The organism is Halostella limicola (genome assembly GCF_003675875.1).
Taxonomy (GTDB): domain Archaea; phylum Halobacteriota; class Halobacteria; order Halobacteriales; family Natronoarchaeaceae; genus Halostella; species Halostella limicola.
In genome coordinates this window covers 38674-63980 of the sequence record NZ_RCDI01000002.1, presented here as the reverse complement: position 1 = coordinate 63980, position 25307 = coordinate 38674, and the positions used below count along the sequence as shown (strand labels likewise).

At 68.7% G+C, this 25307-nt stretch carries 28 protein-coding genes and 1 tRNA gene; 9 read left to right on the top strand and 20 right to left on the bottom strand.

What is annotated here, in order from left to right; all coding sequences use genetic code 11:
* Positions 1 to 30: 30 nt before the first annotated feature.
* Entirely contained in the window at positions 31 to 405 is a 375-nt protein-coding gene (locus D8670_RS08415) for a methylglyoxal synthase (protein ID WP_121817674.1), read from the bottom strand.
* An 87-nt stretch (positions 406 to 492) separates the two neighbouring features.
* On the opposite strand from D8670_RS08415, the gene D8670_RS08410 reads away from it, so the two are divergent.
* From D8670_RS08410 to D8670_RS08395, 4 genes are all read left to right on the top strand, one after another.
* Positions 493 to 1263, top strand: a complete 771-nt coding sequence (locus tag D8670_RS08410; protein ID WP_121817673.1) for a glycosyltransferase — start codon at positions 493 to 495, stop codon at positions 1261 to 1263.
* Entirely contained in the window at positions 1256 to 1732 is a 477-nt protein-coding gene (locus tag D8670_RS08405) for a GtrA family protein (protein WP_121817672.1), read from the top strand. Before D8670_RS08410 ends, D8670_RS08405 begins: the two co-directional genes overlap by 8 nt.
* 60 nt (positions 1733 to 1792) lie before the next feature.
* Positions 1793 to 1867, top strand: a tRNA-Met gene (locus D8670_RS08400).
* 547 nt (positions 1868 to 2414) lie between these two features.
* Positions 2415 to 3335, top strand: coding sequence for a ring-cleaving dioxygenase (locus tag D8670_RS08395; RefSeq protein ID WP_121817671.1), 921 nt, complete (start codon positions 2415 to 2417; stop codon positions 3333 to 3335).
* Positions 3336 to 3402: 67 nt separating this feature from the next.
* Here the strand turns inward: D8670_RS08395 and D8670_RS08390 are convergent, their stop codons facing one another.
* The 13 genes from D8670_RS08390 to D8670_RS08330 all read right to left on the bottom strand — a co-directional run bounded on the left by D8670_RS08390 (position 3403) and on the right by D8670_RS08330 (position 14219).
* Entirely contained in the window at positions 3403 to 4089 is a 687-nt protein-coding gene (locus tag D8670_RS08390) for a type 1 glutamine amidotransferase domain-containing protein (protein ID WP_121817670.1), read from the bottom strand.
* A gap of 60 nt (positions 4090 to 4149) precedes the next feature.
* Positions 4150 to 4716, bottom strand: a complete 567-nt coding sequence (hpt, locus tag D8670_RS08385) for a hypoxanthine/guanine phosphoribosyltransferase (protein WP_121817669.1) — start codon at positions 4714 to 4716, stop codon at positions 4150 to 4152.
* A gap of 107 nt (positions 4717 to 4823) precedes the next feature.
* Entirely contained in the window at positions 4824 to 5438 is a 615-nt protein-coding gene (locus D8670_RS08380) for a DUF7344 domain-containing protein (RefSeq protein WP_233752212.1), read from the bottom strand.
* 209 nt (positions 5439 to 5647) lie between these two features.
* A complete protein-coding gene (locus tag D8670_RS08375; protein WP_121817667.1) occupies positions 5648 to 6019 on the bottom strand; it encodes a DUF7322 domain-containing protein in 372 nt (123 codons plus the stop codon).
* 82 nt (positions 6020 to 6101) lie between these two features.
* Positions 6102 to 7865, bottom strand: coding sequence for a Na(+)/H(+) antiporter subunit D (locus tag D8670_RS08370; RefSeq protein WP_121817666.1), 1764 nt, complete (start codon positions 7863 to 7865; stop codon positions 6102 to 6104).
* Positions 7865 to 9679: a cation:proton antiporter gene (locus D8670_RS08365; protein WP_121817665.1), complete on the bottom strand. Its 1815-nt coding sequence runs from the start codon at positions 9677 to 9679 to the stop codon at positions 7865 to 7867. Before D8670_RS08365 ends, D8670_RS08370 begins: the two co-directional genes overlap by 1 nt.
* Positions 9676 to 11223, bottom strand: a complete 1548-nt coding sequence (locus D8670_RS08360) for a proton-conducting transporter transmembrane domain-containing protein (protein WP_121817664.1) — start codon at positions 11221 to 11223, stop codon at positions 9676 to 9678. The genes D8670_RS08365 and D8670_RS08360 overlap by 4 nt, the downstream gene beginning before the upstream one ends.
* Complete coding sequence (locus D8670_RS08355; protein ID WP_121817663.1) at positions 11216 to 11581, bottom strand: cation:proton antiporter subunit C; 366 nt, start codon at positions 11579 to 11581, stop codon at positions 11216 to 11218. Before D8670_RS08355 ends, D8670_RS08360 begins: the two co-directional genes overlap by 8 nt.
* Positions 11578 to 12048, bottom strand: coding sequence for an MnhB domain-containing protein (locus tag D8670_RS08350; RefSeq protein WP_121817662.1), 471 nt, complete (start codon positions 12046 to 12048; stop codon positions 11578 to 11580). The genes D8670_RS08355 and D8670_RS08350 overlap by 4 nt, the downstream gene beginning before the upstream one ends.
* Positions 12045 to 12584 (bottom strand): DUF4040 domain-containing protein, encoded by a 540-nt coding sequence (locus D8670_RS08345; protein ID WP_121817661.1) that lies wholly within the window; start codon positions 12582 to 12584, stop codon positions 12045 to 12047. The genes D8670_RS08350 and D8670_RS08345 overlap by 4 nt, the downstream gene beginning before the upstream one ends.
* Positions 12581 to 12898, bottom strand: coding sequence for a monovalent cation/H(+) antiporter subunit G (mnhG, locus tag D8670_RS08340; protein WP_121817660.1), 318 nt, complete (start codon positions 12896 to 12898; stop codon positions 12581 to 12583). The genes D8670_RS08345 and mnhG overlap by 4 nt, the downstream gene beginning before the upstream one ends.
* Positions 12895 to 13182, bottom strand: a complete 288-nt coding sequence (locus tag D8670_RS08335) for a cation:proton antiporter (RefSeq protein ID WP_121817659.1) — start codon at positions 13180 to 13182, stop codon at positions 12895 to 12897. Before D8670_RS08335 ends, mnhG begins: the two co-directional genes overlap by 4 nt.
* Positions 13179 to 14219: a monovalent cation/H+ antiporter subunit E gene (locus D8670_RS08330; protein WP_121817658.1), complete on the bottom strand. Its 1041-nt coding sequence runs from the start codon at positions 14217 to 14219 to the stop codon at positions 13179 to 13181. Before D8670_RS08330 ends, D8670_RS08335 begins: the two co-directional genes overlap by 4 nt.
* Positions 14220 to 14500: 281 nt before the next feature.
* Here D8670_RS08330 and D8670_RS08325 point away from each other — a divergent pair, with 281 nt between their 5' ends.
* Positions 14501 to 14908, top strand: coding sequence for a hypothetical protein (locus tag D8670_RS08325; protein ID WP_121817657.1), 408 nt, complete (start codon positions 14501 to 14503; stop codon positions 14906 to 14908).
* Positions 14909 to 15115: 207 nt separating this feature from the next.
* Here the strand turns inward: D8670_RS08325 and coaBC are convergent, their stop codons facing one another.
* Entirely contained in the window at positions 15116 to 16309 is a 1194-nt protein-coding gene (gene coaBC, locus D8670_RS08320; protein WP_121817656.1) for a bifunctional phosphopantothenoylcysteine decarboxylase/phosphopantothenate--cysteine ligase CoaBC, read from the bottom strand.
* A gap of 52 nt (positions 16310 to 16361) precedes the next feature.
* Positions 16362 to 17096 (bottom strand): NAD(P)/FAD-dependent oxidoreductase, encoded by a 735-nt coding sequence (locus tag D8670_RS08315; RefSeq protein ID WP_121817655.1) that lies wholly within the window; start codon positions 17094 to 17096, stop codon positions 16362 to 16364.
* Between the two features lie 141 nt (positions 17097 to 17237).
* Here D8670_RS08315 and D8670_RS08310 point away from each other — a divergent pair, with 141 nt between their 5' ends.
* The 3 genes from D8670_RS08310 to D8670_RS08300 are packed head-to-tail and all read left to right on the top strand — an operon-like array spanning position 17238 to position 20704.
* Positions 17238 to 17768, top strand: a complete 531-nt coding sequence (locus D8670_RS08310; RefSeq protein ID WP_121817654.1) for a type II toxin-antitoxin system RatA family toxin — start codon at positions 17238 to 17240, stop codon at positions 17766 to 17768.
* A gap of 54 nt (positions 17769 to 17822) precedes the next feature.
* Positions 17823 to 19160 (top strand): Trk system potassium transporter TrkA, encoded by a 1338-nt coding sequence (trkA, locus tag D8670_RS08305; protein ID WP_121817653.1) that lies wholly within the window; start codon positions 17823 to 17825, stop codon positions 19158 to 19160.
* On the top strand, positions 19157 to 20704 hold the full coding sequence (locus tag D8670_RS08300; RefSeq protein ID WP_121817652.1) for a TrkH family potassium uptake protein: 1548 nt from the start codon (positions 19157 to 19159) through the stop codon (positions 20702 to 20704). Before trkA ends, D8670_RS08300 begins: the two co-directional genes overlap by 4 nt.
* Positions 20705 to 20745: 41 nt before the next feature.
* Here D8670_RS08300 and D8670_RS08295 read toward each other — a convergent pair whose 3' ends face one another.
* The 3 genes from D8670_RS08295 to D8670_RS08285 are packed head-to-tail and all read right to left on the bottom strand — an operon-like array spanning position 20746 to position 23667.
* Positions 20746 to 22341 (bottom strand): TrkH family potassium uptake protein, encoded by a 1596-nt coding sequence (locus D8670_RS08295; RefSeq protein WP_121817651.1) that lies wholly within the window; start codon positions 22339 to 22341, stop codon positions 20746 to 20748.
* Positions 22342 to 23031: a potassium channel family protein gene (locus tag D8670_RS08290; RefSeq protein WP_121817650.1), complete on the bottom strand. Its 690-nt coding sequence runs from the start codon at positions 23029 to 23031 to the stop codon at positions 22342 to 22344.
* A 42-nt stretch (positions 23032 to 23073) separates the two neighbouring features.
* Positions 23074 to 23667, bottom strand: coding sequence for a plastocyanin/azurin family copper-binding protein (locus D8670_RS08285; protein ID WP_121817649.1), 594 nt, complete (start codon positions 23665 to 23667; stop codon positions 23074 to 23076).
* Positions 23668 to 23826: 159 nt separating this feature from the next.
* Between D8670_RS08285 and D8670_RS08280 the strand changes: the two genes are divergently transcribed.
* Positions 23827 to 24084 carry an MTH865 family protein gene (locus tag D8670_RS08280; protein WP_121817648.1) on the top strand — a complete coding sequence of 86 codons (258 nt, stop codon included), beginning with the start codon at positions 23827 to 23829 and terminating at the stop codon, positions 24082 to 24084.
* Here D8670_RS08280 and pdhA read toward each other — a convergent pair.
* Positions 24081 to 25133, bottom strand: a complete 1053-nt coding sequence (pdhA, locus tag D8670_RS08275; RefSeq protein ID WP_121818564.1) for a pyruvate dehydrogenase (acetyl-transferring) E1 component subunit alpha — start codon at positions 25131 to 25133, stop codon at positions 24081 to 24083. The two genes, D8670_RS08280 and pdhA, sit on opposite strands and share 4 nt — an antisense overlap.
* Between the last annotated feature and the right edge of the window lie 174 nt (positions 25134 to 25307).

The window sequence follows — 25307 nt, the reverse complement described above, 5'->3', positions numbered from 1 at the left end:
AGGCGCGTCCGGGGCTATACGCTTTCTCCTTCAGGCCTCGCCGGCCAGCCCTTCGAGCACGTACTCCGCCGACGTCCGGGTGGTCGCGAGCGGCACGTCGTGGACGTCGCAGATCCGCAACAGCGCGGTGATGTCCGGCTCGTGGGGCTGGGCCGTCAGCGGGTCCCGGAGGAAGACGATGCCGTCGACGCGGTCCTCCGCGACCTCGGCCCCGATCTGCATGTCACCGCCCATCGGACCGGAGGCCTTCCGCTCGATGTCTAGTTCCGTCTCCTCGACCAACCGCTTGCCCGTCGTCCCGGTCGCCAGCAGGTCGAACTCCGCCAGCGTGTCGCGGTAGTCCGTCGCGAGGTCGATGAGCGCCGGCTTCTCGTCGTCGTGCGCGATGAGCGCAACGCGTGTCATACGCCCACTGTCGCCCGCGCACCGCATAGGTGTTCGGTCGGCGCGTTCCGAACCATTTTACTCGTCCGGGGCTCCTGACGTAGATAGATGCCCCCCTCGATCGGCGTCGTCGTCCCGGCGTTCCGTCCCGACGTCGACGTCCTCTCGTCGTACGTCCGGGCGCTCGACGAGCGACTCGATCCGGCCGCGATCCGCGTCGAACTCGACGACCCCGCTCCCGGCGTCCGCTCGGCGCTGTCCGACCTCCCCGCGACGGTCCACGCCGCGAGCGCTCGCCGGGGGAAAGGCGGCGCGATCACGTTCGGCTTCGAGCGCCTCGACACGGACGTGCTCGCGTTCGCCGACGCGGACGGCAGCACGCCCGCCGAGTCCATCGCGGCCGTCGTCGACCCGGTCCGCAACGGCGACGCGGACCTGAGCGTCGGCTCCCGCCGGCACCCTGACGCGGACGTGCGCTCCCACCAGACGCTCGCCCGGCGGCGGCTCGGCGACGCGTTCGCCTGGACCGCCCGCCGGCTGCTCGACGCCGACCTCCACGACTTCCAGTGCGGCGCGAAAGCGCTCACCCGGGACGCGTGGGAGACGGTCCGCCGGCACCTGTACGAACCCGGCTTCGCCTGGGACGTCGAACTGGTCGCCATCGCCGGCGCGCTGGACCAGCGCATCGTCGAGGTGCCCGTCGTCTGGGAAGACATGCCCGACTCCACCGTCGCGCCGGTCCGCACCGCTCTGGAACTCGGCTGGGCGCTCCTGCGCTCGCGCCACCGCGCCCGCCGGCTCCGCGGGCACCGCGTCCACCGGGCCCTCGCTCGCGACGGCACGATCGCACTCGTCGACCGCTTCGCCGACAATGAGTGACCGCTCCGTCCTCGACGGCCTCCGACTGCGGCTCCGCGCGCTCGTCTCCGGCGTCCGCTTCGGGCAGTTCGCCTCGGTCGGCGCGCTCGGCGCGGTCATCGACAACGCGGTGCTCGGCGGGCTCCTCCACGCCGGCGTCGCGCCGGAACCCGCGAAGCTCGCCGGGGCGGAGGCGGCCATCGTCGTCATGTTCCTGATCAACGAGCACTGGACCTTCGCCGACCAGGGAACGACGGGGGTGGTACCGTTCCTCCGCCGTCTCCTCACCTCGAATCTGGTCCGCGCCGGCGGCGTCCTCGTCGCGACCGTCGTCTTCTCGGTCGTGTACCGGTCCTTCGACGTCTCTATCGCCGTCGCCGGCGTGGACTTCTGGTTCCTCGCCGCCAACCTGACCGGCATCGGCGTCGGCCTCGTCGTCAACTACGTCGCCGAGAGCCTCTTTACGTGGCGCGTCGCCGGGGAACGGTAGAACCCCGCACACGGCGACGGAATCACAACCCTTAATTGGCAAACCGCGTTACGAAGATGTAGCGGGATGGGATAGCCAGGAGATTCCGGCGGGCTCATAACCCGCAGACCGGTAGTTCAAATCTACCTCCCGCTACTTTTCCAGAATTCAACTTCTCAGCGAGGCGTCTCGTCGCCGAACGACGACCGAGTTCTGTAAAACAGAACTGTCGATGTGAACGAGAGAGATGCGAGCGGAGCGAGCGTTTCGCGTGGTTCATATCTACCTCCCGCGTACGGTGAACCTCTCGGGAACCGTGCTACACATACTTGCGTGGACACGACGATCCGAATCGTCGAATCCGGGTACTACGGACGGAACGGCGTTATTTCAACGAGTTTCTAATTACTAGAATTACATAACTACCAGCAAGCTTATATAATTTCGGGAGAATGGAAACACCGCAGTCCGAACGACGCCATGAGCGCGAAGAGTATCAGACAGTACGTAGAACGGATCCTGGGAATCGAACGGAAGCGGTCGGTGTTCAAGTGCGACGTCTGCGGCTGTACGTACGGGTCAAGGGTGGAGGGGTGTTCCGAGTGCTGGAACAGTCGCCTCGTTCGGGTCGAGTGATCCGGAGCGTCAGCCCGCTTCCCCTCTCGTCCCTACCGTTATCATCGTCGCTCCGGTAGACGTTGGTATGCCCACGGACATTCCCGGCATCCACCACGTGACGGCCATCGGGAGCGACCCCGGCGAGAACCTCGCGTTCTACACGGAGACACTGGGACTCCGCTTCGTCAAGCGGAGCGTGAACCAGGACGACGTGTCCGTCTACCACCTGTTCTACGCCGACCACGAGGGGACGCCCGGCACGAGCATGACGTTCTTCCCGTACACGAACGCCCGACAGGGGCGCGTCGGAACGGGGCAGGCGAGCACCGTCTCGTTTCTGGTGCCGGAGGGGTCGCTCGACTACTGGGCGGACCGCCTCGCCGACGAGGCGGTGGACGTCGACGGCCCGACCGAGCGGTTCGGCGACGCCGTGCTCTCGTTCGAGGACCCCGACGGGCTCCCGCTGGAACTCGTCGCGCGCGCTGACGCGCCGGAGCCGAACCTCCCCGAGAGCCCCGTACCGGCCGAGCACGCTATCTGCGGGTTCTTCGGGGTGACGTTGTCGCTGTCGACGGTCGGCCCGACGGCCGACCTGCTGGAAACGATGGGGTACAGCGAGACCGAGTCCGAGCGGGACCGCCACCGCTACGAGTCCAGCGGCGACCTCGGTTACGTCGTCGACCTCTGCGAGGACCCGCAGATGCCCCAGGGGCAACCGGGTGCGGGGACGGTCCACCACGTCGCGTTCCGCGTGGAGGGAGACGAGCAGGAGGAGTGGCGCGACGTGCTGATGGAGCAGGGGCTTCGCCCCACGGAGATCATCGACCGGAAGTGGTTCCGATCAGTGTACGCGCGCGAGAGCGGCGGCGTCCTCTTCGAGTTCGCGACGAAAGAGCCCGGGTACACGGTCGACGAGGACCTCGACGAACTGGGCGAGCGTCTCGTGCTGCCCGAGTGGCTGGAGGACCGCCGCGACGAGATCGAGGCCGGCCTCCCGCCGCTGTGACCGGACGGTCGACTGACGGGCGTCGCGCGAGCCGCGGAAAACGAGTGTTCGTGGTCCCGACCGCCGTTCAGTTCGCCTCGACGCCGAGGCGCTCCAGCAGTGCCGTGCCGGCGGCGTGAGAGGACCCGGGGCCGCGGCCGGTGATCAGGTCGCCGTCGTGGGTGACGCTCTCGTCGGCGTCGAGCTCGGCGTCCCAGTTCGCGCCGACGGCCTTGACCTCGTCCTCGACCCAGTAGGGCATCTTGCGCCCGTCGGGCATCAGGTCGTTCTCGTCGACGATGTCCTCCTCCCACTCGTTGGGGAAGCCGGTGACGTCCCGGCCCTCCGCGAGGAAGTCACCGTCGCTGTCGCGGGTAAACGCGAGGATGCCGACGGCGTGACAGACGACGAGCGCGACGCCGTCGTCGCCCTCGACGGTCTCGCGCAGGAGCTGTCGCGCCTGCGTGTCCTGGTTCACGTCCCACTCGGTGCCGTGACCGCCGGGGAACACGACGGCGTCGTACATGTCGGCGTCGGCCTTCGCCACGGGCATCGGGTTGACCATCCGGTCGTCGTCGTGGACGTCCATGACCTCCTCGACGGTGTCCTCGCCGACCGTTTCCGGGTCGACGGACCGGTCGTCGACGACCGGCTTGTTGCCGCTCGGCGTCGCGACGTCGATGTCCACGTCCCGGTCCGACAGCATCTGGAACGGCGTGGCACACTCCTCTCCCCAGTACCCCTCTTCGCTGACGACGAACAGTACGGATGTCATCGAGAGGGTGTACGGGAGTGAGGCGAATAAGTGCCAGCCCCGGAGCGTGGCTTGCCGACTCTACCCGTCGCCGTTCTCGTCGACGATGACGACCTCGCCGTCCTGCACGTCGACGTTGATCAGGGTCTTCACGTCGTACTCCGTGTCGTCGAGCTCGTTGGGGCCGGCCTTCTTGATCACGGCGACGGTGTCGACGACGTCCGCGCCGATGTCCTCCAGCGAGGTGAGGATCGCCTTGAGCGTGCCGCCCGTCGAGAGCACGTCGTCGAGCACCAGCACGCGGTCGCCCTGGTCGACGTCGTTGATGTACATCTCGCTCTCGCTGTAGCCGGTCTCCTGGAACAGCGCGACCTCGCCGTCCAGCCCGTACTGGCGCTTGCGGATGACCACGAGCGGGATGTCGGTCATCAGCGAGACGGCGGTGCTGATGTGGATGCCCATCGCCGCCGGCGTGACGATCTTGTCAACGTCCTCCAGGTCTGCCTTCCGGATGAGTTTGATGACGATCTCCCGGAGCAGTCCGGGTTCGAGCATCGGGACACCGTCGCTGATCGGGTGTACGAAGTAGTGATAGCCGTCCTTCTCGATGATCGGAGCGTCCAACAGGGACCGCCGTAACTGATCCATATCGGGGCTACTCGGCCACTCAGTAAAAGATACTGGATGTCGTTCCGATACGTCCCGCCACTCGAAGCCGAAATCGGGTTGCGACCGTCGGTCGCCGAGGTCGTCGCTCAGTCGTCGGCGTCGTAGCCGAGTTCCGGCGGCACTTCCTGCTGGCCGAGGCGCATGTTGCGCTCGTGGTAGACGTGCGCGACCGCGGAGAGGGTGACGACGACCGCGATGACCGTGGCCCAGACGAGATCGGAGACGAGCGTGAACGGGTAGACGTGGCCCCACAGGGCTGCGACGAGGGCGCAACTGACCGCGCCGAGCGAGAGGTAGTACTCGCGCCACGCGAACTCGTTGCCCGGGACGATCTCCAGGTACACCGAGAGGTCCTCCGTGGCGTCCGTGCCTCGGATGGTGCCGCGAGAGGAGTCGTACTCGACGATGCCCGCCTCGTCCATCTTGGGCAGGTGGGTCTGCTGGAGCGTGGTGTACACCCGCTTTCGCTGCGCGGAGGTGACGTCGTCGACGCTCGCGTCGTACTCCCAGGCGGCGACCTGGGTCGCGAGGTCGCCGAGTTCGACGGGCGTCTCGTTGCGCTTGAGATATTGCAGCACGAAACGGCGGCGCTGGTTGCGGAGTACGTCGAATATCTCGGTCTTCGAGAGTACGCTGTCCTCGTCGTCGGTCGAATCGGTAGTCTGGGCATCCGGGCTGGTACTCATCGGTACGCTTGCCATGTGTGGGGGAGGGACCGTCGCGTACGACCGGCGTGGGGGCGGCCGGTCTGGCGACGTTCCATACCTTCGCCCAATCCTTCCTCACATATAAGCTATTCCCGATTCGTGTCACGTAGTAGTCATTACTGAAATGCCGCACGATACGGCCGCTCAACCGGTCAGCAGGGCTTCTCGCGGATAATCAGATCGAATTCCGACAGCCGGCGCGACTACTCGTCACGGCGCTCGTACCGCCGGTGCACGCGCCACCCGAGAAACGCGAGGAGACCGGCCGCGATCAGCAGGCGGCCGCCCAGTTCCCAGTTCCCCCGGAAGCCGATGAACATGAGGCCGAGGCTGAACGCCAGGACGACGCCGTTGGCGATGATCACGAGCGTCCAGAACGCCGCTTTGAGGTCGCCGGGAACGTCGTCCGACGGCATCTCCACCGACGGAACGTCCGTTGAGGGCGCGTCGGTACTGTCGACCGACGGCGCTTCCGGCGGGTCGACGGAGGGGACGTCCGGCCCGAGATCCGACTCCTCGGAGGTCGTCCCCCCCTCCATCCCGAACAGACCGTCGTCGTCGGAGTCGCCCAGCATGGCTCACTGTCGGAGCCCCACGCGTAAAAACTGCACCGAAACCGCCGGTCGCGAGGCGGGGTCGGCCCGCGCGGCGGAGCAGTCAGGCGAGCAGCACCACCAGCGCGAGCGTCAGCACGACCGTCAGGATCAGGATACTGGTGCCGACGGTGGTGTCCATCGGGGCGTGGCCCTGCTCGGGGTCCATCCCGATCTCCTCCCGACCGCCGGGGACGTATCGCTTCACCCGTGCCGGGTCGCGGGCGGCCGCCATCGCCGACTCGGCGACCGCGACGGCGGCGCGGTCGACGGCGGCGTACGCCTCCGTGACGCCGCGGACGACGCCCCGCGTCCCGTAGAACGTGAGCGGCTCGTACACCGCGTCGACGTCCGGGACGCCGGCGAGCTTCTTCAGCGGCTTCTTCAGGAGGAAGAAGCCGACGAGGGCGATCGCGGCGAGCACGAGCACCTCCTGGATGTGCGGGATCGTGTAGGGGTGGGCCTCCTCGGCGCCCTGGCCGGGGAGGATGGCGAACAGCGCGTCGGGGACGAGCCCGTAGACCACACAGAGCGCGGCGATAGACAGCATCGCGACCTGCTGGCCGCGGTTCGCGTCCGGGACGCTGTGGCTCCGGTCGCCGTGGTAGAAGACGTAGTAGCCGAGCTTGATGAACGACATGAACGTGCCGACGCCACCGGCGAGCAGGAGGTACCACAGCGCGTCCCAGTGCTTCTTGTGGGCCGCCGTCACGACCATCCCCTTGCTGACGAAGCCGTTGAAGCCGGGGAACCCGGCGATGGAGAGCGCCGCGACGGTGAACGCGAGCGCCGTCACCGGCATCTCGCGGGCGAGGCCGCCGACCTTCTTCAGGCTCTCCTCGCCGGTGCGGTAGATGACCGCGCCGACGGTCATGAACAGCAGGCTCTTGTAGAGGATGTGGTTGAACACGTGGCCGAACGCGCCGGAGGTCGCGAGCGCGGCGGGGATGCCGACGCCGGCGACCATGTAGCCGACCTGCGACTGGATGTGGTAGGAGAGCAGGCGGCGCATGTCGTTCTGGAGCAGCGCCATCGACGCGCCGAAGACGGCCATCGCCCCGCCCATGTACGCGATCCAGACGTGGCCGTCGGGGAACGCGCGGAACATGCCGTAGACGCCGGTCTTCGTGGTGAACACGCAGAGGAACACGCTCGCGGCGATGTGGGGCCGCGGGTACGTGTCCGGGAGCCAGGCGTGCAGGCCGACGAAGCCCACGTTGACGCCGATGCCGAGCGCGGCGAGCACCTGCGGGACGGTGCCGGCCATCCCGGGCGCGTGAGCGACCCCCTCAAGCGAGCCGAACAGGAACGTGCCCACCTCGGCGTAGTGCCAGACGATGCCGGCCATCAGCAGGCTGCCGCCGATGCCGTGCAGCAGGGCGTACCGGAAGCCCGCGCGCACGGCGGGGCCGCCGTAGTCCCACACCAGCAGCGTGCTGGTGATAGCCATCAGCTCCCAGAAGAAGATCAGGGTGAGCCAGTCGCCGGCGAAGACGGCCCCGAGGCTCGTCCCGACGTACGACAGCGCGTACGCGGTCTGGACGTTCCGCGCGTCGCTGTAGTAGGAGTAGACCACCGCGGTCGCGCCGATGAGGCCGAAGATGATCCCCATGATGCGCGAGAACTGGTCGACGTTGAACAGCACGGCGTCGAAGCCGAGGAAGGCGACGTCGAGGTACGCCCCCTCGGGGACGAGGTACGACCAGGCCAGCACGGCCGCGGTGACCAGCACGCCGAGGGCGTGGCCGACCCGACGCGACAGGAGCGGCAGGAGGAGCGCGACGACCAGCACGGGCAGGGCCGGCGGGACGGCCGTGAACTCCACCATCAGCCCATCACCCCCGTGACGACGTGGTCGACGATGCGCAGGAACACGGCCGAGTGGGGGACGACGCCCAGCGCGATGGCCCCGAGCGCGGCCGTCGAGATGGGGCCGAGCATGAACCACGTGCTCTCGTCGCCGAACCCGCGCCGTTCCCACCCGCCAGCGGGCGGCCCGGCGTGGTGGTCGTGGTGGTGCTCGGGGTCCTTGTCCTCGTACTCGTCGTAGCCGTGGTGTTCGTGATCACCGTCGCGTTCCACGTCTCCGTCCGCCGACTCCCCGTCGTCGGCGAGGTGGTCGCTCGGGTACTGGTCGACGGCGTACGTCTCTTCATCGTCGCGGACGCGGTCGTTGCGGTCGTCGCGGTCGCCGCCGTCCGGGCGGAGCGGGTTGGCGGCGTCGTCGCGGGCCGCCACCGCCGAGGGCGTCGCCTTGCCGCCGAACGGGTTCTCGATGAGCGGCTTGGTGTCGGCGTCGGCGGCGGTCTGGAAGAACGCCTGATAGACGATCGGCCAGAAGTACGCGATGTTCAGCACGCCGGAGAGCAGGAGCGCGACGGCGAAGACGGCGTAGCCCGCGGAGACGCTGCCGAGGAGCAGGTACCACTTGCTGACGAACCCGGCCAGCAGCGGGATGCCGGCCATGCCGAGGCTGGCGACGCCGAACGCCGCCATCGTCAGCGGCATCCGCCGGCCGATGCCCGCCATGTTGCTGATGTCGTCGGTGTGGGTCTCGACGTGGATCGCGCCCGCGCAGAAGAACAGGGTGAGCTTCATGAACGCGTGGGCGGGGATGTGCAGCAGGCCGCCGGTCATCGCCAGTCCGGTGGCGTCGTACGCGCCGACGCCGAGGCCGAGCACGATGTACGACAGCTGGCTCACCGTCGAGTACGCGAGGCGGCGCTTCAGGTTGTCCTGCCGCAGGGCGATGACGCTCGCGGTCAGCAGCGTGAACGCGGCGACCGCGGCGAGCGCGACGCCGACGCCCAGGTCCGCGACCGCCTCCGGGCCGAACACGTCGAGGACGACGCGGGCGACGCCGAAGACGCCGCTCTTGACGACCGCGACGGCGTGCAGCAGGCCGGAGACGGGCGTCGGCGCTACCATCGCGTCCGGGAGCCAGGAGTGCATCGGCATCAGGGCGGCCTTGACGCCGAAGCCGCCCGCGAGCAACGCGAAGGCCGCGCGGGCCAGTGTCGGGTCGGCGGTTCCGAGCCCCTCGATGCCGCCGGCGGCGAACGCGACGGTGCCGGTGAGCCAGTAGACGAGCACGATGCCGGCGAGGACGGCGACGCCGCCCCCGAACGTGTAGGTGAGGTACTTCCGGCCGGCCGCGCGGGCCTCGGCGTCCTCGTCGTGGGTGACCAGCGGGTACGTCGCGACGGTCAGCAGCTCGTAGAAGACGAACAGCACGAGCAGGTTCGATCCGAACGCGACGCCGACCGCGGCGGCGACGCTGGCGGCGAACGACGCGAAGTAGCGCGTCTGGTCGTGCTCGTCGAGCCCGCGCATGTAGCCGATGCTGTAGAACGTCGTGATGATCCAGAGGAAGCTCGCGAGCAGGGCGAACAGCGTCCCGAGCCCGTCGGCCCGGAGCGCGAACTCCACGCCGAAGACGAAGGTTCCCAGGTCGGTCACGTAGACATCGCCGCCGAGCACGCCGGGGACCATGCTCGCGACGACGGCGAAGGTCCCGAGCGCGGACGCGACGGACCACCCCTCGCGGACGTTCGGTCGGCGGTGCGACGCGAGTATCGCGACGATGGGGAGCGCGGCCGCGAGAACCGCGGCGAGCGGTCGGAGTGAATCTATCTCTGTCATGGTGAGAGGAGTTCCGGAAGCGTCTGTTGGAGCAGCTGTGCGAACTCGGTGGCGACGAAGCCGAGCGCCACGGCGAGGACGGCGACGCCGATAACCAGCGTCACGACGCCGGGGGTGACGCGGTCGGGCGTCCCCGGCCTCTCTGACGCGGCCGCCTCGCCGGAGCCGTCGGCCACCGCGGCGTCGGGCACCGGCCCCGTCGGTTCGGCGGGCTCCGCGGCCGCCGTCGGCGCGGACGCGAAGTACATCCGCTCGACGAGGCGCGCGAAGTACGCGAGCGTCAGCAGCGTGCTGGAGAGGATGACGACGGCGATGAACCACGACTCGGACTCGACCGCCGCCAGCGCGATGTACCACTTGCCGACGAAGCCGACCGCCGGCGGGACGCCGACCATCGCCAGCGCGAGGACGGCGACCGCCCCCGCGAGGAACGGCCGGCGCGAGGCGAGGCCGCGGTACTCCGAGACGTACCGCGCGCCGGTCGCCGCCGCGACGGCGCCGACCGCCAGGAACAGCCCGCCTTTCATGACTGCGTGGCCGATCAGGTGGATGGTCCCGCCCGTCACCGCGGTCTCCGTAGCGATGGCGAACGCGGCGACGACGAGGCCGAACTGCGACACCGACGAGTACGCCAGCATCCGCTTGACCTCGGTCTGGGTCACCGCCAGGACGCTCCCGGCGACGACGCTGAGCCCAGCGATGCCGACGACCAGGTCCTGCGCGACCGGGTTCGCACGGAAGAACTCCACGGTGAACACGGAGACTATCATCCGCGCGATGGCGTAGGCCGACACCGTCGACACCAGCGCGGAGATGAAGGCGCTGACGCTGTCGGGCGCGCTCGCGTACGCCTCGGGCTGCCACGTGTGCAGCGGGAACACCGCCGACTTGACGGCCAGCCCCGTCACGATGAGCGCGAAGGCGGTCAGCACGGCGGGGTGGGTGTACGCGACCTCCGCGCCGAGCTTCGCCGCCATGTCGGCCATGTTCAGCGTCCCCGTGACGATGAAGGCGTAGCCGACGCCGAGCAGGTACAGCGACGCGCCGACGGTGCCGACGAGCAGGTACTTCAGCGCGCCGACGGCCGCGCGCCCGGACTCGCCGCTGGCGACCAGCGCGTACGCCGCCAGCCCCGTGATCTCGAGGAAGACGTACAGGTTGAACACGTCGCCGGTGACGCTCATCCCGGAGAGCCCGGCGACGAGCAGCAGGTACTGCGCGTGGAACGACGGCTCGCGCGGCCCGGCGACCCGCGAGTACAGCAGGACCCCGAACGCGACGACGGCGACGAGCAGGACCACCGACGCAGACAGCCCGTCGACGACGAGTTCGATGCCGTACGGGGCCGGGAAGTTCCCGACCTCGTAGCTCACGGTCTCGCCGCCGAGGACGCGAGCGGCGAGCAGGCCGGCCATACCGACCTGAACGGCGGACGCGAGCGCGGCGACGGCCCACGCGGCGCGCGCCCGCCACTGGCCCACCAGCAGCGCGACGACGCCGGCGAGGATCGGCACCGCGACGAGCAGGGCCGGGACGTCACTCATCGGCGCGCACCTCCCGGAGCACGTCCTCGTCCAGCGTCCCGTACTCCGCGTAGATCCGGACGACCAGCGCCAGCGCTACCGCGGTGAGGCTCACGCCCACGACGATCGCCGTGAGGATGAGCACGTGCGGCAGCGGGCTGACGTACGGCCCGCCGTGGCCGCCGTGGCCGACGATGGGCGGGTTCGCCCCCTCGACGTACGCCGCCGTGATGAAAAACAGGAAGATGCCCGTCTGGAAGACGTTCATCCCGATGACCTTCTTCACGAGGTTCGAGTTCTCTATCAGCATGTACGTCCCGATACCGAGCAGCAGCACGACCGCGACGTAGTTGTAGCGCGTTAACAGCAGGTCGATCATAGCAGATCCTCCTCCTCGCCGTCTTCGACGTCGAACCCGGCGGCGATGACGAAGAACAGGCCGACGATGACGCCCGTGACGATGGCGCCGATGCCGAGTTCGACCAGTTCGATCGCGTAGCCGACCACGTGGTAGATCCCCAGCGGTTCGAAGGCGTGGTACTCGAGGAACGCCCCGCCGAGGGCGAGCGCCCCGAACCCGACGCCGAGGAACGTGAACAGCCCCAGAGCGATGACGCCGAGGATCGCGGTCGGGTCCAGCCACTCCCGGACGGCGTCGATGCCGAACGCGAACGCCAGCATGAGGATGACGGTGCCGACGACGACGCCGCCCTGGAAGCCGCCGCCCGCGGACCCGGCCCCGTGGAACATGATGAACAGGCCGAGCGTCAGCACGAACGGCGCGACGACGCGAACGGTGGTCATGATGATCGTGCTCTCGACGTAGGGGATGTCACGCGAACTCATACGAACTCCTCCTGTCGAAGGACGACGAGCATTGCGACGCCGGCCGCGAACACGACGACGGCCTCGCCCAGCGTGTCGAACCCGCGGTACGCGGCGAGCACGGCCGTCACGGCGTTCTCGACCTCGGTGTCGTGGTAGGCGTTTTCGAGGTAGTACTGCGTCACCTCGCCGCCGGTGACCGGCGCGGTCGGGTCGCCGATCTCCGGGAGCGCGGAGACGGTCGTCAGCATCACTGCCACGAACGCGCCGGCAGCGGTGACGCCGCGCCAGCCGATCCGCTCCAGCAGGCGGTCGCTCGGCGGCCGTACCGTTCGGACGATCGTGAGCAGGAACAGCACCGTCATCACGCCCGCGCCGACCGCCGCCTCGGTCAGCGCGACGTCGGGTGCCTGCAGGTACACCCACAGGATCGCGATCCCGAGGCTGTAGCCGGCGAACGCGATGATCGATCCCAGCACGTCCCGCAGGAGCGCGGCGGTCACCGCGCTGCCGAGGACGAACACGAGGAGCGCGACTTCGAGCACCGTCGCCGTCATGCGTCTCCCTCCTCGTCGGTCGTCCACGGCTCTATCTCCTGGTCGTACGCCGCCCGCGTGATCGCGTGGGCGGCCGTCGGGTTCGTGAGGAACATGAACAACAGCAACAGGACGGTCTTCGCGGTCGGCACGTCGGCCCCGAACGTGAGCGCCGCCGCGCCGAGCGTCAGGACCGCCCCGAGCGTGTCGCTCTTCGATGCCGCGTGCGACCGCGTATACAGGTCCGGCAGGCGGAGCACGCCGACCGCCGCGACGACGCCGAAGAAGACGCCCCCGGCGGCGAGGGCGACGATCGCGATCTCGACCGGCGTCATATGATACCACCCCGCTCGACCGTGAACTTGGAGATGGCGATGCTCATCAGGAAGTTGAGCAGGGCGTAGATGAGCGCCACGTCGAGGAACCCGGGCTCGCCGAACGCCGCGGCCAGCAGGGCGATGATGACGACCGTGTTCGACCCGATGATGTTCACCGCGATCACCCGGTCCTGCATTGTCGGCCCGCTGGCGACGCGGTAGAGGACGACGACCGCGAGCACCGCGAACGCGCCGGCCGCGCCGATGAGGACGTCGGAGACCAGCGGCGTGAGCTCGCTCATTCCTCGTCCACCTCCGCGCGACGTTCCTCGGGGCTCGCGATCGACGCGGCGTCGCGGCCGTAGTAGACGAACCGGACCGCCCGCTCCAGCGCGCCGCCGAGCAGGTCTTCGCGGGACGACTTCGTGAGCGAGTGGACGTGGAACTCCCGGTCGATCACGTCAACGGTCAGCGTCCCCGGCGTCAGCGTGATGCTGTTCGCGAGCGTCGTCACGGGGAGGTCGCCCCAGACGGCCGCCTCGAACCGCTCCATCTTCGGATCGATCGGCAGGCTCGGGTGCAACACCACGTACGCCATGGTGACGTTCGCCTTCGCGATCTCCCAGAGCAGGTACGGCGCGTAGACCAGAAAGCGCAGTAGCCGCACCGGCGTCCGGGCGTCGGGGGCGTCGGACAGCGAGATCTGCGAGAGCAGCGCCGCCGTCACCGCGGCACTGAACGCCCCCGTCACGTAGTCGAACGCCCCGGCGAACCCGCCGATGACGAGATAGAAGAGGTACGACGCGCCGAAGACGGTGACGAACTTCGCGAGGCCGCCGCCCCGCACCAGCCGCGCGCGCCGCGTCGGTCGCTCGACCGGAGCTTCCTCGATCGCCAGGTCGGACTGCTCCAGTTCGTACTCCAGCGGCTGCACCATCGGCGCGCTCCCGGCGGGCGTGTACTCGGGGTCGACGATGACGCGGTCAAGGCCCTGTTCCTCCGCGTACTCGGTCAGCGTCCGGGCGTAGTCGGCGGGGCTGAAGAGGTACTCGTTCGCCGCGCGTATCGCGGTCTCGAACGCGACGTCCGGCGCGTCCTCCTCCTCGGCGCCGAGGTCGTCGCGCGCCCACACCTCGACGCGTTCGAGGAGCGCGCGCGGTTCCTCCAGCCCTTCCGCGTCGGCGACGCGTCCGGTCACGGGATAGACGAAATGCACCGTCGCCGATGCTCCCTCCTCGGCCCGGGCCGCCGCCTCCCGGACCGCGTAGGCGACCGTGTTCCGGAGCGTGATAGACTCGCCGACCGGCACCAGGATCCGAGCGCTGGGGGTGGCGCTCATCCTCCTCCCCCCTCCGCCGACGCCCAGCTGTGTCTCGATTGCATAGTCGCTACTCGGTGTACCCTTAGCCACCCGATGGAAAACTATTTTTATATTCGTCCGACGCTCCAGCGGGGCTTCGTATCACCTCTTCCCGCGAGGCGTCCGGTAACTACCACTTACCGAAATTACCGCCGGTGACGAACCGGTGTTACTAACTGGTACGCAACTGGTAACTATTCGGCCGGCACTTGGCAGAATGGTATAAACGCACCCGTCAGTAACCCGTGCTTATCGAACACATGGTCGACGTAACGATCGCCGAACCACGCGATGCAACGCTCGCGGACGACTTCGGACTCGCCACCGCCGTCTCCCTCCGCTACGACCCGCCCCTCCCCGACGCTCGCGCCCGACAGGCGTTCCGAGTCGAGGAAGGCGACTTCTGGTTCTGGGACGACCCCTCCGGCCGCGAGTTCGAGGGGTTCGAGGTGCTCGAAGTGACGCCCCACGGCGTCGTGGTCCGCTGGGTCCGCGAGATGCTCACCGACCGTGGCGAGCAGGAACGGCTCCCCACCCACAAGCTCGACTACGACCACCTCGCCTACGAGTGGTTCGCCGACATCGTCGCGGACGGTACCCTCCGCGTGTTCGGCCGCGACACCGGGTTCGAGCACAACTCCCCGGTACCGCACTCTCACTACGTCTGAAACGACGACCTTTTTCTCGTCGGGTTCGCTCGCGGAGCGAGCGAACCGCTCCTCGAAAAAATGTCGATCAAAAAAGGCCGCGCTCGCCTGTTCGCGGCGCGCAGCGCCGCTCACCGCTCGCGCGGTGAAACGACGGCTCCGCCGTCGTATGCTTACACCACCCGCTTCGCGGATGCTTTTCGCTACCGGTACTGCCTCCCGGCCGCGTCACTCCAGTTCGGCCGCCAGTTCGTCCGCAACACGGGCGCCTAAGCCGGCCTTACTGCCCGTGAACTCACCGGTCTCGTCACCGCGGACGACGAGCGCGCGGGTGTCTTCCTCGCCCATCACGCTCGCGTCGTTGGCGACGACGAACGCGAGGCCCACGCGGTCGAGGGTCTCGCGCGCGGCGGCGACCATCGCGTCGTCGTCGCCGCTCGTTTCGGCCTTGAAGCCCACCACGGGGAGGTCGGGGTGTTCGTCGCGCACCTCGTCGATTATCTTCGGCGTCGGTCGGAGGTCGAGCGTGCGGGGCTCGCCTGAGCGGATCTTCTCCTCGCGCGCGTCGACCGTGTAGTCGGACACCGCCGCGGCGCCGACCAGCGCGTCCGCGTCGGTCGCGGCGTCCTGCACGGCGTCGAGCATCTCGCCCGCGCTCTCGACCTCGCGCAGGTCGGCGTAGGGGATACCGTCGCCCTCGACGCCCGGGTCGGCGACGCCGCGCGGGCCGACCGTCGCGTGGACGAGCGTCACGTCCGCGCCGCGGACGTAGCAGGCGCGGGCGACCGCCCGGCCCGTTCGCCCCGACGAGCGGTTGGTGAGGACGCGGACGGGGTCGACGGTCTCCGCGGTCGCGCCGCTGGTGACGACCACGCGCTCGCCCGCGAGGGGGTCCGGCGTCGCGGCGCGGGCGACGCCGAGGGCGATGGCGTCCTCCGTCGCTATCTTCGCCTTCCCCTCCTCGACGCGGGGGTCGACGAAGTCGACGCCCCACGACTCCACGCGCTCGATGGCGTCGAGGACGCCGGGGTGGTCGTACATCGGCTCGTGCATCGCCGGCGCGATCACGACGGGGACGCCCGCGCCGAGCGCCGTCGTCGCGCAGGTCGTCACGGGCGTGTCGTCTATCGCCGCCGCGATCTTGCCGACGGTGTTCGCCGTCGCGGGGGCGACGAGGAAGACGTCGGCCCATCCCTCGCGGCCGCACAGTTCGACGTGCTCGACGTCGCCGGTGATCTCCGTCACGACGTCGTTGCCGGTGGCGAACTCGACGGCCCACGGGTGGACGATCCCCCCGGCGCTGTCGGTCATCACGCCGCGGACGCTGGCGCCGCGCCGGCGGAGTTCGTGGGCGAGTTCGACGGTCTTGACCGCCGCGATAGAGCCCGTGACGCCGAGCGCGACGTTGACTCCCGAGAGCATCGACTCCCGATTGGTGGCGCCCGGGGTTAAAATGTCAGGGCTCGGCGGCGCGCTACTCGTCGTCGACGACGCTGGGGTGCATCGTCGGCTTCTCGTCGAGCGGCTCCTCGACGTACTCGCGCAGGACCTCGCGACTCTCCTCGTCGCGCTCGCGGCGCTCCGCCTCGTCTATCTCCTCGGTCGCCGGCGGGAGGTCGATGCCGCGCTCGGTGAAGTAGCCGTCCGGCGCGACCCAGTCGTGGTAGTAGTTCGCGTCCGAGTCGTGGATGACGGCGAGGCCGACCTTCGAGCCGTGGCCCGCGCAGACGACCGTCTGGTGGGGCTCGTCCGCGATGCGGCCCGCCGCGTACACGCCGTCGACGTCCGTCCGCCCGCCCTCCTCCACGTCGACGAACGCCTTGCTCCCGCGGTCGATGACGCCCACGTCGATCTCCCGGAGGTAGGACGCGTCCTTCCACGAGGCGGCGACGACGCGGTCCGCGACGTAGCTGTCGCCGCCCTCGGTCGTCACCTCGAACCGGTCGGTCCCCTCGTGCCCCTCGAGATCCGTCACGCGGCCCTCCTCGAACTCGACGCCGGCGCGCTCGGCCTGGTCGCGGGTCATCCGGAGGAACAGGCGGGCGTCGATGCCGGCGGGGAAGCCGGGGTAGTTCTCCAGGTGCGCGTTGCGTTCGAGGATCGACTCGCCCTCGGAGACGACGAGCGTGTCGAGGCCGGCGCGGGCGGTGAAGATGCCCGCCGAGAGGCCGGCGACGCCGCCGCCGACGATCAGGACGTCTGCGTGCATGGGTGTCCCTGCGACGGGGACGGACAAGTAGGGACCGGATCGCGGGACCGCCGGCGGCCGACGCGTCGCCGTTCGCGGCGTGGAGCGCCTACGGTCGGCCGCGTCGCAAACTTTACCTGCCGCTCCGGGGTACCACGTGGCGTGGAGACAGTCGAAGTCAGCACGGTGATCTACCTGCCGCCCGAGGACGTGTTCGACTTCCTCACGGACTTCCCGCGGTACGCGAACTACTCGGAGTACCTTCGGGAGGTCCGCCAGCACGGCGACGGGTCGCCGGGAACGGAGTACGACCTCGTGTTCGCCTGGTGGAAGCTCGACTACACCGCGCGCTCGAAGGTCGTCGGGACGGACCCCCCGTCGAGGATCGACTGGACTATCGTGAAAGACCTCGACGCCAGCGGCGAGTGGCGGGTCGAGGAGGTCCCCGACGAAGCGCCGCCGGACGAGGAGACCGCCTCCCGGGTGGTCCTGCGGATCGACTTCGACCCCGACTCGGCGCGCGGCGGCGTCCTCGACCTGCCGATGTTCGTCTCGTTCGACTGGCTGGTCGAGAAGGTCACGCCGAAGATCGAAACGGAGGCCGAGCGCATCGTCGAGCGGATCGTGGCCGACCTGGAGGGCGCGCGTCGGCCCGTAGAGCTGCAGATCCGGGACGGACCTGCCGACGGATAGTAAACCACTTGCGGCGCCCGCTGGTACGTGCGTAGCAATGAGGAGGGCCTATCCGTGCGCGTGATCGTCATCGGTGCGGGCGAAGTGGGGTCGAACATCGCCGAGAGCCTCGCGCCGGAGCACGAAGTCGTCGTGATCGACATCGACGGGGAGCGGGTCGAATCGCTGACGTACGACCTTGACGTCCTCGCGCTGGAGGGTGACGGGACTTCCCTCGGAACGCTCAAGGAGGCGAGAGTGAAGGACGCCGACATGCTCATCGCGAGCACCGACAACGACGAGACGAACGTCGTCGCCTGCTCGACGGCCAAAACCATCTCCGACGCGTTCACCATCGCCCGTGTGAAGAAGACCTCGCTGCTCGAGACGTGGGAGGGGTCGCGAGGGGCCTTCGGCGTCGACTTCATGGTGAGCGTCAACCTGCTCACCGCCCGGGCGATCGTCAGCATCGCGGGGCTTCCCGGGGCGCAGGACGTGGACACGTTCGCCGGCGGCGCGGTCAGGATGGCCGAGTTCGAGATCGTTGAGGGCAGTCCCGTGGCCGACCAGACCGTGCAGGAGGCCGACCGCTTCGAGTCGCTGACCTTCGCGGCGATCCTTCGGGACGGCGAGGTGACCATCCCCCGCGGCGACACGGTGATCGTGGAGGGCGATCAGGTCGTCGTCATCGGCAGCCCCGAGAGCGTCCGCGCGTTCGCCGGGGAGCTGATGCCGGACCCCGACGTCGACGAGGCGGCCGAGGTCGTCATCGTCGGCGGGGGCGGCATCGGCTACCAGACCGCCCGCCTGTTCGAGGAACGCGGGATGCGGCCGCGGCTCATCGAGCACGACCCGGACCGGGCCCGTCAGCTCGCGGAGGAACTCCCGAAGACGGTCGTCCTTGAGAGCGACGCCACCGATCTGGAGTTCCTGAGCCGCGAACACGTCGACGAGGCAGACTTCGTCGTCGCGGCGCTCGACAGCGACGAGAAGAACCTCCTCGTTTCGCTGCTGGCGAAGCGGGTCGGCGCCGACCGCACGGTCGCCGTCGTCGAGACGGCGGACTACGTCGACCTGTTCGAGACCGTCGGCGTCGACGTGGCGGTCAACCCGCGCGAGGTGACCGCGGAGGAGATCACGCGGTTCACCCGCGAAGACCGGACGGAAAACGTCGCGCTCATCGAGGACGACCGGGCCGAAGTGCTGGAGATCGAGGTCGACGGCGACAGCGTCCTCGCGGACGCGACGATAGAGGAGTCGGCAGCGGAGTTCCCCGAGGGTGTCGTCGTCGGAGCGATCACCCGTCGCGGTGAGCTCATCACGCCCCGTGGCGATACGGTGGTCGAAGTCGGCGATCACGTGGTCCTCTTCGTCGACACCGACGTCCTCGACGAGGTATCGCCGCTGCTATGAACCGTCGGATCGATCTCGACGTCCGGGTCGACTGGCGCGCGAGCGTGAGTCTGGTCGGGACGGTCGTGAAGTACCTCTCCGTCGCCCTCCTCCTGCCGCTTTCGACCGCGCTGTACTACGGGAACGGGATCATCACGTTCGGCTTCGCCATCCTGTTCGCCGTCACCGTCGGATCGCTTCTGGAACGACTCGACCCGGATCCGGACCTCGGCGCTCGGGAGGGGTTCCTGATGGTGGGGCTGACCTGGCTCGCCGTCGCGCTGGTCGGTGCGGTCCCGTACCTCGTCGCCGGCAACGGCACCGTGGCCGAGCCCGCAAATGCCCTGTTCGAGAGTATGAGCGGGTTCACGACGACCGGGGCGACCGTGATGGGCGACATCTCCTTCGGCACGCACTCCCGCGCGCTGATGATCTGGCGGCAGCAGACCCAGTGGCTCGGCGGCATGGGCATCGTCGTCCTCGCCGTCGCCATCCTCCCCGAGCTCTCCGTCGGCGGTGCGCAGCTGATGGACGCGGAGGCGCCGGGTCCCGGCATCGAGAAGCTCACGCCGCGGATCGCCGAGACGGCGCGCGTGCTGTGGCTCGTCTACCTCGCGTTCACCGTCGTCGAGTTCGTCCTCCTGTACACCCTCCACCTCGGCGGCTTCGCGCCGAACATGACGCTGTACAACGCCGTCGCGCACCCGCTGACCACGATGCCGACGGGCGGGTTCTCCCCCGAGGCCCGGAGCATCGAGGCGTTCTCGGCCGTCGTCCAGTGGGTCATCATCCCCTTCATGGTCGCGGCGGGGACCAACTTCGCGCTGTTCTGGCACGTCATCCGCCGCGAGCCGTCGAACCTGTTCGCTGACAACGAGTTCCGCCTGTACGCCGGCGTGATGGGCGCGCTCTCGGCCGTCGTGGCGGTGATTCTGTTCACCGGGCCGGCACTCGGCGGCCCCGGCACGCCGGTCGAAGTGGCCGGCGAGACCGAGTCGTCGCTGCGACACGCCGCCTTCCAGGTGGTCTCTATCGTCACGACGACCGGATACGCGAGCATGGACTTCGAACTGTGGAACGGCCCGGCGAAGTACGCCCTGCTGTTCGCCATGTTCATCGGGGGGAGCGCCGGCTCCACCGGCGGCGGCATCAAGATCATCCGCTGGCTCGTGATCCTCAAGTCGATCCGGCGGGAGCTGTTCACGACGGTCCACCCCGAGGCGGTCCGCCCGGTCCGTCTCGCCGGGCGGGCGCTCGACGAGCGCGCGCTCCGCGGGATCTACGCGTTCACGCTGCTGTACGTGGTGCTGTTTTTCGTCGGCGCGTTCCTCATCGCGGTCGACGCCTCGCGCGTCGGCCTCGACATCACGGAGATCGAGGCGGTCACGGCGTCGGCGGCGACGCTCGGGAACATCGGTCCGGGGCTGGGCATGGTCGGCCCGATGGGGAGCTACCTCGACTTCCCGTCGTCGTCGAAGCTGCTAATGGTCGGCCTGATGTGGATCGGTCGGCTCGAGATCATCCCCGTGCTCGTGCTGCTGACGTCGGGGTACTGGCGGAGCTGAGTTCCCGCACCGGGCCTCTCGGGGAGGAAAGGAGTCCGTGACTACGGCTCCAGCCCGTACAGGATCGACCGGGCGAACACCAGCACCGGGATGATCTCCAGGCGGCCGACCCACATGTTCAGGAGGAACATCGCCTCCGTGACGGCGGGCATGTCGGGACCGGTGATCCCCGCGGAGAGTCCGACGTTCCCCTGCGCGCTCGCCACCTCGAACAGCGCGCTGGCGTAGGTAGCGCCCGTGGCGTTCACCATCACGAGACTGCTCGCGATCAGCAGGATGACCCAGAGGATGGTGACGATGGCCGCCTCGCTGAACTCGCGTTCCATCTCGCCGCGGTCCAGGACGCGGTCACCGATGTGCGCGTGGACGACCGCCGACGACGGCAGGAACACGCGCGAGAACTGCCACTTGATGCCGCGCGCGACGGTGTAGCCGCGGACGATCTTGATCCCGCCGACCGTCGACCCGGCCGCGCCGCCGATGACCATCGCGACGCTGACGACGAGTTTGCCGCCGGGGCTCCACTCGCCGATGGGCGAGGACTGGAACCCGGTGCAGGTCAGCGCGCTGATCCACTGGAACGTCGAGTCGCGGACGGCGTCCGACGAGCCGTCGAACGCGGCGGACGAGACGGGTTCGACGCCGAGGTTCTGGATCGAGAGGACGACGACGCCGGCGCCGAGCAGGACCAGCAGCCACCGCGTCTGCAGGTCAGAGGTCAGCAGGCGCGGGTTCCGGCCGTTCAACACGCCGTAGTGGATCGGGAAGGCGATCGCGCCGAGCGTCATGATCGGCAGGAAGACGCCCTCGATCAGCGGCGAGTCGTAGGTGGCGATGGAGTTGTCCGTCACGCTGAACCCGCCGGTCGCGAGGCCGGTCATCGCGTGGTTGAGCCCCTGCCAGAACGCGGTGAACACCGTGTAGTCCTGCGTCCAGTAGATCGCGAGAAAGAGCGCGACGACCGAGAACAGCGTGTAGATGAGGAATATCGCCCAGACGGTCCGCACCGTCGAGACGACGCTCGGGTGGATCTTCTCCTCGCGGGTCTCGCTCTTGTACAGCGCGTAGCTCCCGCTGCCCGGCCGAGAGAGGATGGAGACGGTGAGGACGATGACGCCCACGCCGCCGACCCACTGGATGAGCGAGCGCCACCACTGGAGCGCGTAGGGGAGCGAGGGCTCGTGTACCGCCATCGTGAGTCCGCTCCCCGTCCACCCGCTCATGCTCTCGAACGTGGCGTGGAGCGGGTTCTCGAAGTACCGGAGGCTCGACTCCGAGTACTCCGCGCCCGCCGGCACGTAGCCCGCGGCGACGCTCTCGGGCGTCAGGTGCGCGGTGAGGAAGAAGCCGAGCGCGCCGAACAGCGCGGTGGCGAGCCAGCCGCTCGCGGCGATCACCATCCCGTGTTTCATCCGCGGATCGGGGGCGTCCGCGAAGCCGAACCGGGCCGCGCCGCCGACGCCGGCGGTGACCCCGCCGGCGATCAGGAACGCGAGCGCAGAATAGTACTCGCGGAAGGCGAGCGCCACCCCGACGGTCACGGTCATCAGCAGTGCCTCGATCAGCAGCAGCGACCCGACGTCGCGGCTAATCGTGGCTATCGGGGCCGGTACCCGTCGGGAATCGTCGCGGACCATCTATGCGAAGTCGTGGTCCTCGTAGTGACCGAAGATGTTCGTCACGTCCGGCGTCGCGCCGTCCTGCGAGTACACCGTCAGCAGGTCGTCGACGTGTATCTCGGTGTCGCCGCGGGGCGTGATCGGGTCTCCCTTGCCGTTTCGCTCAATCGCGACGATGAGCACGCCCTGCGGCAGGAGGCCCGCCTCGTCGGCCTCGATGAGCGTCTTGTTCGCGATCGGCGCGTCGTCGTCGACCGTGATCTCGAACACCTCGGCGGTGTCGCCGACGCGCATGTAGTCCTTGATCGAGGGGCGCTTGACAGCCCGGTAGAGGTACCCGGCGATGAGGCTCTGGGGATGTTCGATCGTGTTGACGCCGATCCGCCGGAAGAGGTTCATGTGTTCGGGGTTGTGCACCACCGAGACGATCGCCGGCACCTCGCGCTCCGTGGCCAGCAGACAGACCATGATGTTCGCCGCGTCCTGGTCGGTCGTGCTTATGAGCGCGTCGGCGCGGTCGACGCCGGCGTCCTCCAGGGTCTCCATCTCCGTCGCGTCGTCGTTGAGAACCAGGCAGTCGTACTCCCGCGCGGCCGCGTCGGCCTTCGCCCCGTCTTTCTCGATCACGACGACCTCGTTCTCGTCGCGTGTTGCCATATCGATAAGCGGGGTGCCGATATTCCCCGCACCGACGACGATGATGTACATTCGATGCTGGCGTACTCGTCGTCCCGGTGAAAAGGTACCGCTCTACTGCTCCGGCGTGTCGTAGTCGCCGCCGTACTTGATGAAGAAGAACGCGAGCCCCAGCGTCGACACGAGCGCGGCCATCGTCGCGATGCCCATGGTCAGCGCGCTGTCCGGGAGCGACGGGCCGCCGCCACCGCCGCCGCCGGGTTCCTGACCCTGCTCGTTGACGATGATGGTGCCCTCCATACCGAGAGACTGGTGGGGTGAGCAGTAGTAGGCGTACTCGCCGAGCGTCTCGAAGGTGTGCTCGTAGGTGAACCCGGAGTTCTCGATGGGTTCGTGGCCCTCCCAGTTCGCGTCGTCGGGCTGGCTGTCGACGACGACGTTGTGGCCGTCGCCCTCCCACTCCCACACGACGGTCGTCCCGGGCGCGACGTACAGTTCGGCGGGATCGAACTCGTTGTCGATGACGGCGACGGTCTCGGTGCCGCCGCCACCGCCGCCACCGCCTTCGGACTGATTACCGCCGTCGGACTCGTTCCCCTCCTCCTGCGCCGCCGCTGTCCCGGTCCCGGCCGCGGCCGCGGTTGCTCCCGCGCCAGCCTTGAGGAACCCCCGACGGGACACCGCCGCGTTCGTCTCGTCAGTTGACATACCCGCCACTAGGGGGCGACCCGTACTGAATACTTTGGTTTTTGCCGGGAGGTTCGTCGCGGTGTCGCCGTCGCGTGCGCGGGGTAGCGAAAACCGTACGCAGTGAGGGCGACGCGGGACGCCCGAAACCTTATGCAGGCGTGTGTGAATGTATCGCACATGGCGGATCCAGAATCGGAACTGCGTGAACAGCTCACCGACGCGCTGAAGGACGCCGACTACCCGGTCGCCAACCAGATGGACCTCGTTCCGGCCCTCCCGAACGGTCCGAGTACTCGGTTCGAGGCCGACGGGGTGAGCTTTACCGCGATGGAACTGTCGACGAAGCTCTCCGGTATCAGGGACTTCCCCTACGCCACCGCCGACGAACTCGTCGACGACATCGTCAACGGACTGAAGACGAACGGTACGATCTAGCGGTCGACCTCCGGGCTCTCGACGACCCGGTCGCGCTGGCGGTCGAACCGCGCCGGCGGGTCGGCGAACACGTTGTCGAACATCTCGTCGACGTCCGGCGCCGGCCGCTCCTCCGCGGTTTCCACCGCTCGCTGTACCTCTCGCTCGGCGGCCTCGCGGAGCGCCGTCTCGTCCGCCTCGCTCCAGCCGTGGGTCTCTTCGAGGTACTCCCGCGTGCGGTCGAGGGGGTCTTTCTCCGCGCAGGCCGGGACGTCGCCGCCGTCGTCGTCGCGGTACTTCGAGGGGTCGTCGGTCGTCGTGTGCGGACCGCGGCGGTACGTGACCGCCTCGACGAGCGTCGGCCCGCCCCCGTTCCGAGCGCGCTCCAGCGCTTCGCTCACCACCTCGTAGACGGCGACGACGTCGTTACCGTCGACGCGAACGCCGTCGAACCCGTAGGCGTCGGCCTTCTGGGCGATGGTCGCCGAGGCCGTCTGGCGCTCGGTCGGGACGCTGATGGCGTAGCCGTTGTTCTGACAGAAGAAGACCGCCGGCGCGTCGAACACGCCGGCGAAGTTCAGCGCCTCGTGGAAGTCGCCCTCGCTGGTCGCGCCGTCGCCGAAGCTCGCCAGCGCGGCGACGTCGTCGCCGCGGTAGTCGGCCGCCATCCCGACGCCGACGGCGTGGGGCAGCTGCGTGGCGATAGGGATGGTCGGCGGGAACGTCCGGACGTCGTCGTCCCGGTGGTCGACGTAGTTGCCCTGGCCGAGCAGGTGCCGGAGCACGTCTGCCAGGTCCGTGCCGCGCTGGAGGTACATGGCGTGGTCGCGGTACGTCGGGAAGCAGTAGTCCGTCTCGGCGAGCGCGGCCGCCGCGCCGACCTGGGACGCCTCCTGGCCGCGCATCGGCGCGTACGTCCCGATCCGTCCCTGCCGGTGGAGGCTGATCGCCTTCTCGTCGAAGGTCCGGGCGAGCACCTGCGTCCGGTAGAGCTCCCGCGCCGTGTCGGCCGACAGGTCCGCCCCCGTCGCGCCCGTATCGTCAGCGTCGGTGCCCAGCACGCGTACCATGTCGTCGGTCCCTATCGCCATATCTATCACTAACGTTCTATCGGAAACACGCCGCGCCCGGTAATAAATGATCGCAAAATTTGCCTTGAGACTACGATCTCTTCTCTCATTTTAGTATCTACACTACGATCCTTCGATCAGTTTCCCCAACAGCACCGCGTTCCTGACGGATCG

What these genes read in the sequence shown, in the direction of transcription:
- D8670_RS08415 (WP_121817674.1), bottom strand. Translation starts at nt 405, where the DNA reads ATGACACGCGTTGCGCTCATCGCGCACGACGACGAGAAGCCGGCGCTC.
- D8670_RS08410 (WP_121817673.1), top strand. Translation starts at nt 493, where the DNA reads ATGCCCCCCTCGATCGGCGTCGTCGTCCCGGCGTTCCGTCCCGACGTC.
- D8670_RS08405 (WP_121817672.1), top strand. Translation starts at nt 1,256, where the DNA reads ATGAGTGACCGCTCCGTCCTCGACGGCCTCCGACTGCGGCTCCGCGCG.
- D8670_RS08395 (WP_121817671.1), top strand. Translation starts at nt 2,415, where the DNA reads ATGCCCACGGACATTCCCGGCATCCACCACGTGACGGCCATCGGGAGC.
- D8670_RS08390 (WP_121817670.1), bottom strand. Translation starts at nt 4,089, where the DNA reads ATGACATCCGTACTGTTCGTCGTCAGCGAAGAGGGGTACTGGGGAGAG.
- hpt (WP_121817669.1), bottom strand. Translation starts at nt 4,716, where the DNA reads ATGGATCAGTTACGGCGGTCCCTGTTGGACGCTCCGATCATCGAGAAG.
- D8670_RS08380 (WP_233752212.1), bottom strand. Translation starts at nt 5,438, where the DNA reads ATGGCAAGCGTACCGATGAGTACCAGCCCGGATGCCCAGACTACCGAT.
- D8670_RS08375 (WP_121817667.1), bottom strand. Translation starts at nt 6,019, where the DNA reads ATGCTGGGCGACTCCGACGACGACGGTCTGTTCGGGATGGAGGGGGGG.
- D8670_RS08370 (WP_121817666.1), bottom strand. Translation starts at nt 7,865, where the DNA reads ATGGTGGAGTTCACGGCCGTCCCGCCGGCCCTGCCCGTGCTGGTCGTC.
- D8670_RS08365 (WP_121817665.1), bottom strand. Translation starts at nt 9,679, where the DNA reads ATGACAGAGATAGATTCACTCCGACCGCTCGCCGCGGTTCTCGCGGCC.
- D8670_RS08360 (WP_121817664.1), bottom strand. Translation starts at nt 11,223, where the DNA reads ATGAGTGACGTCCCGGCCCTGCTCGTCGCGGTGCCGATCCTCGCCGGC.
- D8670_RS08355 (WP_121817663.1), bottom strand. Translation starts at nt 11,581, where the DNA reads ATGATCGACCTGCTGTTAACGCGCTACAACTACGTCGCGGTCGTGCTG.
- D8670_RS08350 (WP_121817662.1), bottom strand. Translation starts at nt 12,048, where the DNA reads ATGAGTTCGCGTGACATCCCCTACGTCGAGAGCACGATCATCATGACC.
- D8670_RS08345 (WP_121817661.1), bottom strand. Translation starts at nt 12,584, where the DNA reads ATGACGGCGACGGTGCTCGAAGTCGCGCTCCTCGTGTTCGTCCTCGGC.
- mnhG (WP_121817660.1), bottom strand. Translation starts at nt 12,898, where the DNA reads ATGACGCCGGTCGAGATCGCGATCGTCGCCCTCGCCGCCGGGGGCGTC.
- D8670_RS08335 (WP_121817659.1), bottom strand. Translation starts at nt 13,182, where the DNA reads ATGAGCGAGCTCACGCCGCTGGTCTCCGACGTCCTCATCGGCGCGGCC.
- D8670_RS08330 (WP_121817658.1), bottom strand. Translation starts at nt 14,219, where the DNA reads ATGAGCGCCACCCCCAGCGCTCGGATCCTGGTGCCGGTCGGCGAGTCT.
- D8670_RS08325 (WP_121817657.1), top strand. Translation starts at nt 14,501, where the DNA reads ATGGTCGACGTAACGATCGCCGAACCACGCGATGCAACGCTCGCGGAC.
- coaBC (WP_121817656.1), bottom strand. Translation starts at nt 16,309, where the DNA reads ATGCTCTCGGGAGTCAACGTCGCGCTCGGCGTCACGGGCTCTATCGCG.
- D8670_RS08315 (WP_121817655.1), bottom strand. Translation starts at nt 17,096, where the DNA reads ATGCACGCAGACGTCCTGATCGTCGGCGGCGGCGTCGCCGGCCTCTCG.
- D8670_RS08300 (WP_121817652.1), top strand. Translation starts at nt 19,157, where the DNA reads ATGAACCGTCGGATCGATCTCGACGTCCGGGTCGACTGGCGCGCGAGC.
- D8670_RS08295 (WP_121817651.1), bottom strand. Translation starts at nt 22,341, where the DNA reads ATGGTCCGCGACGATTCCCGACGGGTACCGGCCCCGATAGCCACGATT.
- D8670_RS08290 (WP_121817650.1), bottom strand. Translation starts at nt 23,031, where the DNA reads ATGTACATCATCGTCGTCGGTGCGGGGAATATCGGCACCCCGCTTATC.
- D8670_RS08285 (WP_121817649.1), bottom strand. Translation starts at nt 23,667, where the DNA reads ATGTCAACTGACGAGACGAACGCGGCGGTGTCCCGTCGGGGGTTCCTC.
- D8670_RS08280 (WP_121817648.1), top strand. Translation starts at nt 23,827, where the DNA reads ATGGCGGATCCAGAATCGGAACTGCGTGAACAGCTCACCGACGCGCTG.
- pdhA (WP_121818564.1), bottom strand. Translation starts at nt 25,133, where the DNA reads ATGGTACGCGTGCTGGGCACCGACGCTGACGATACGGGCGCGACGGGG.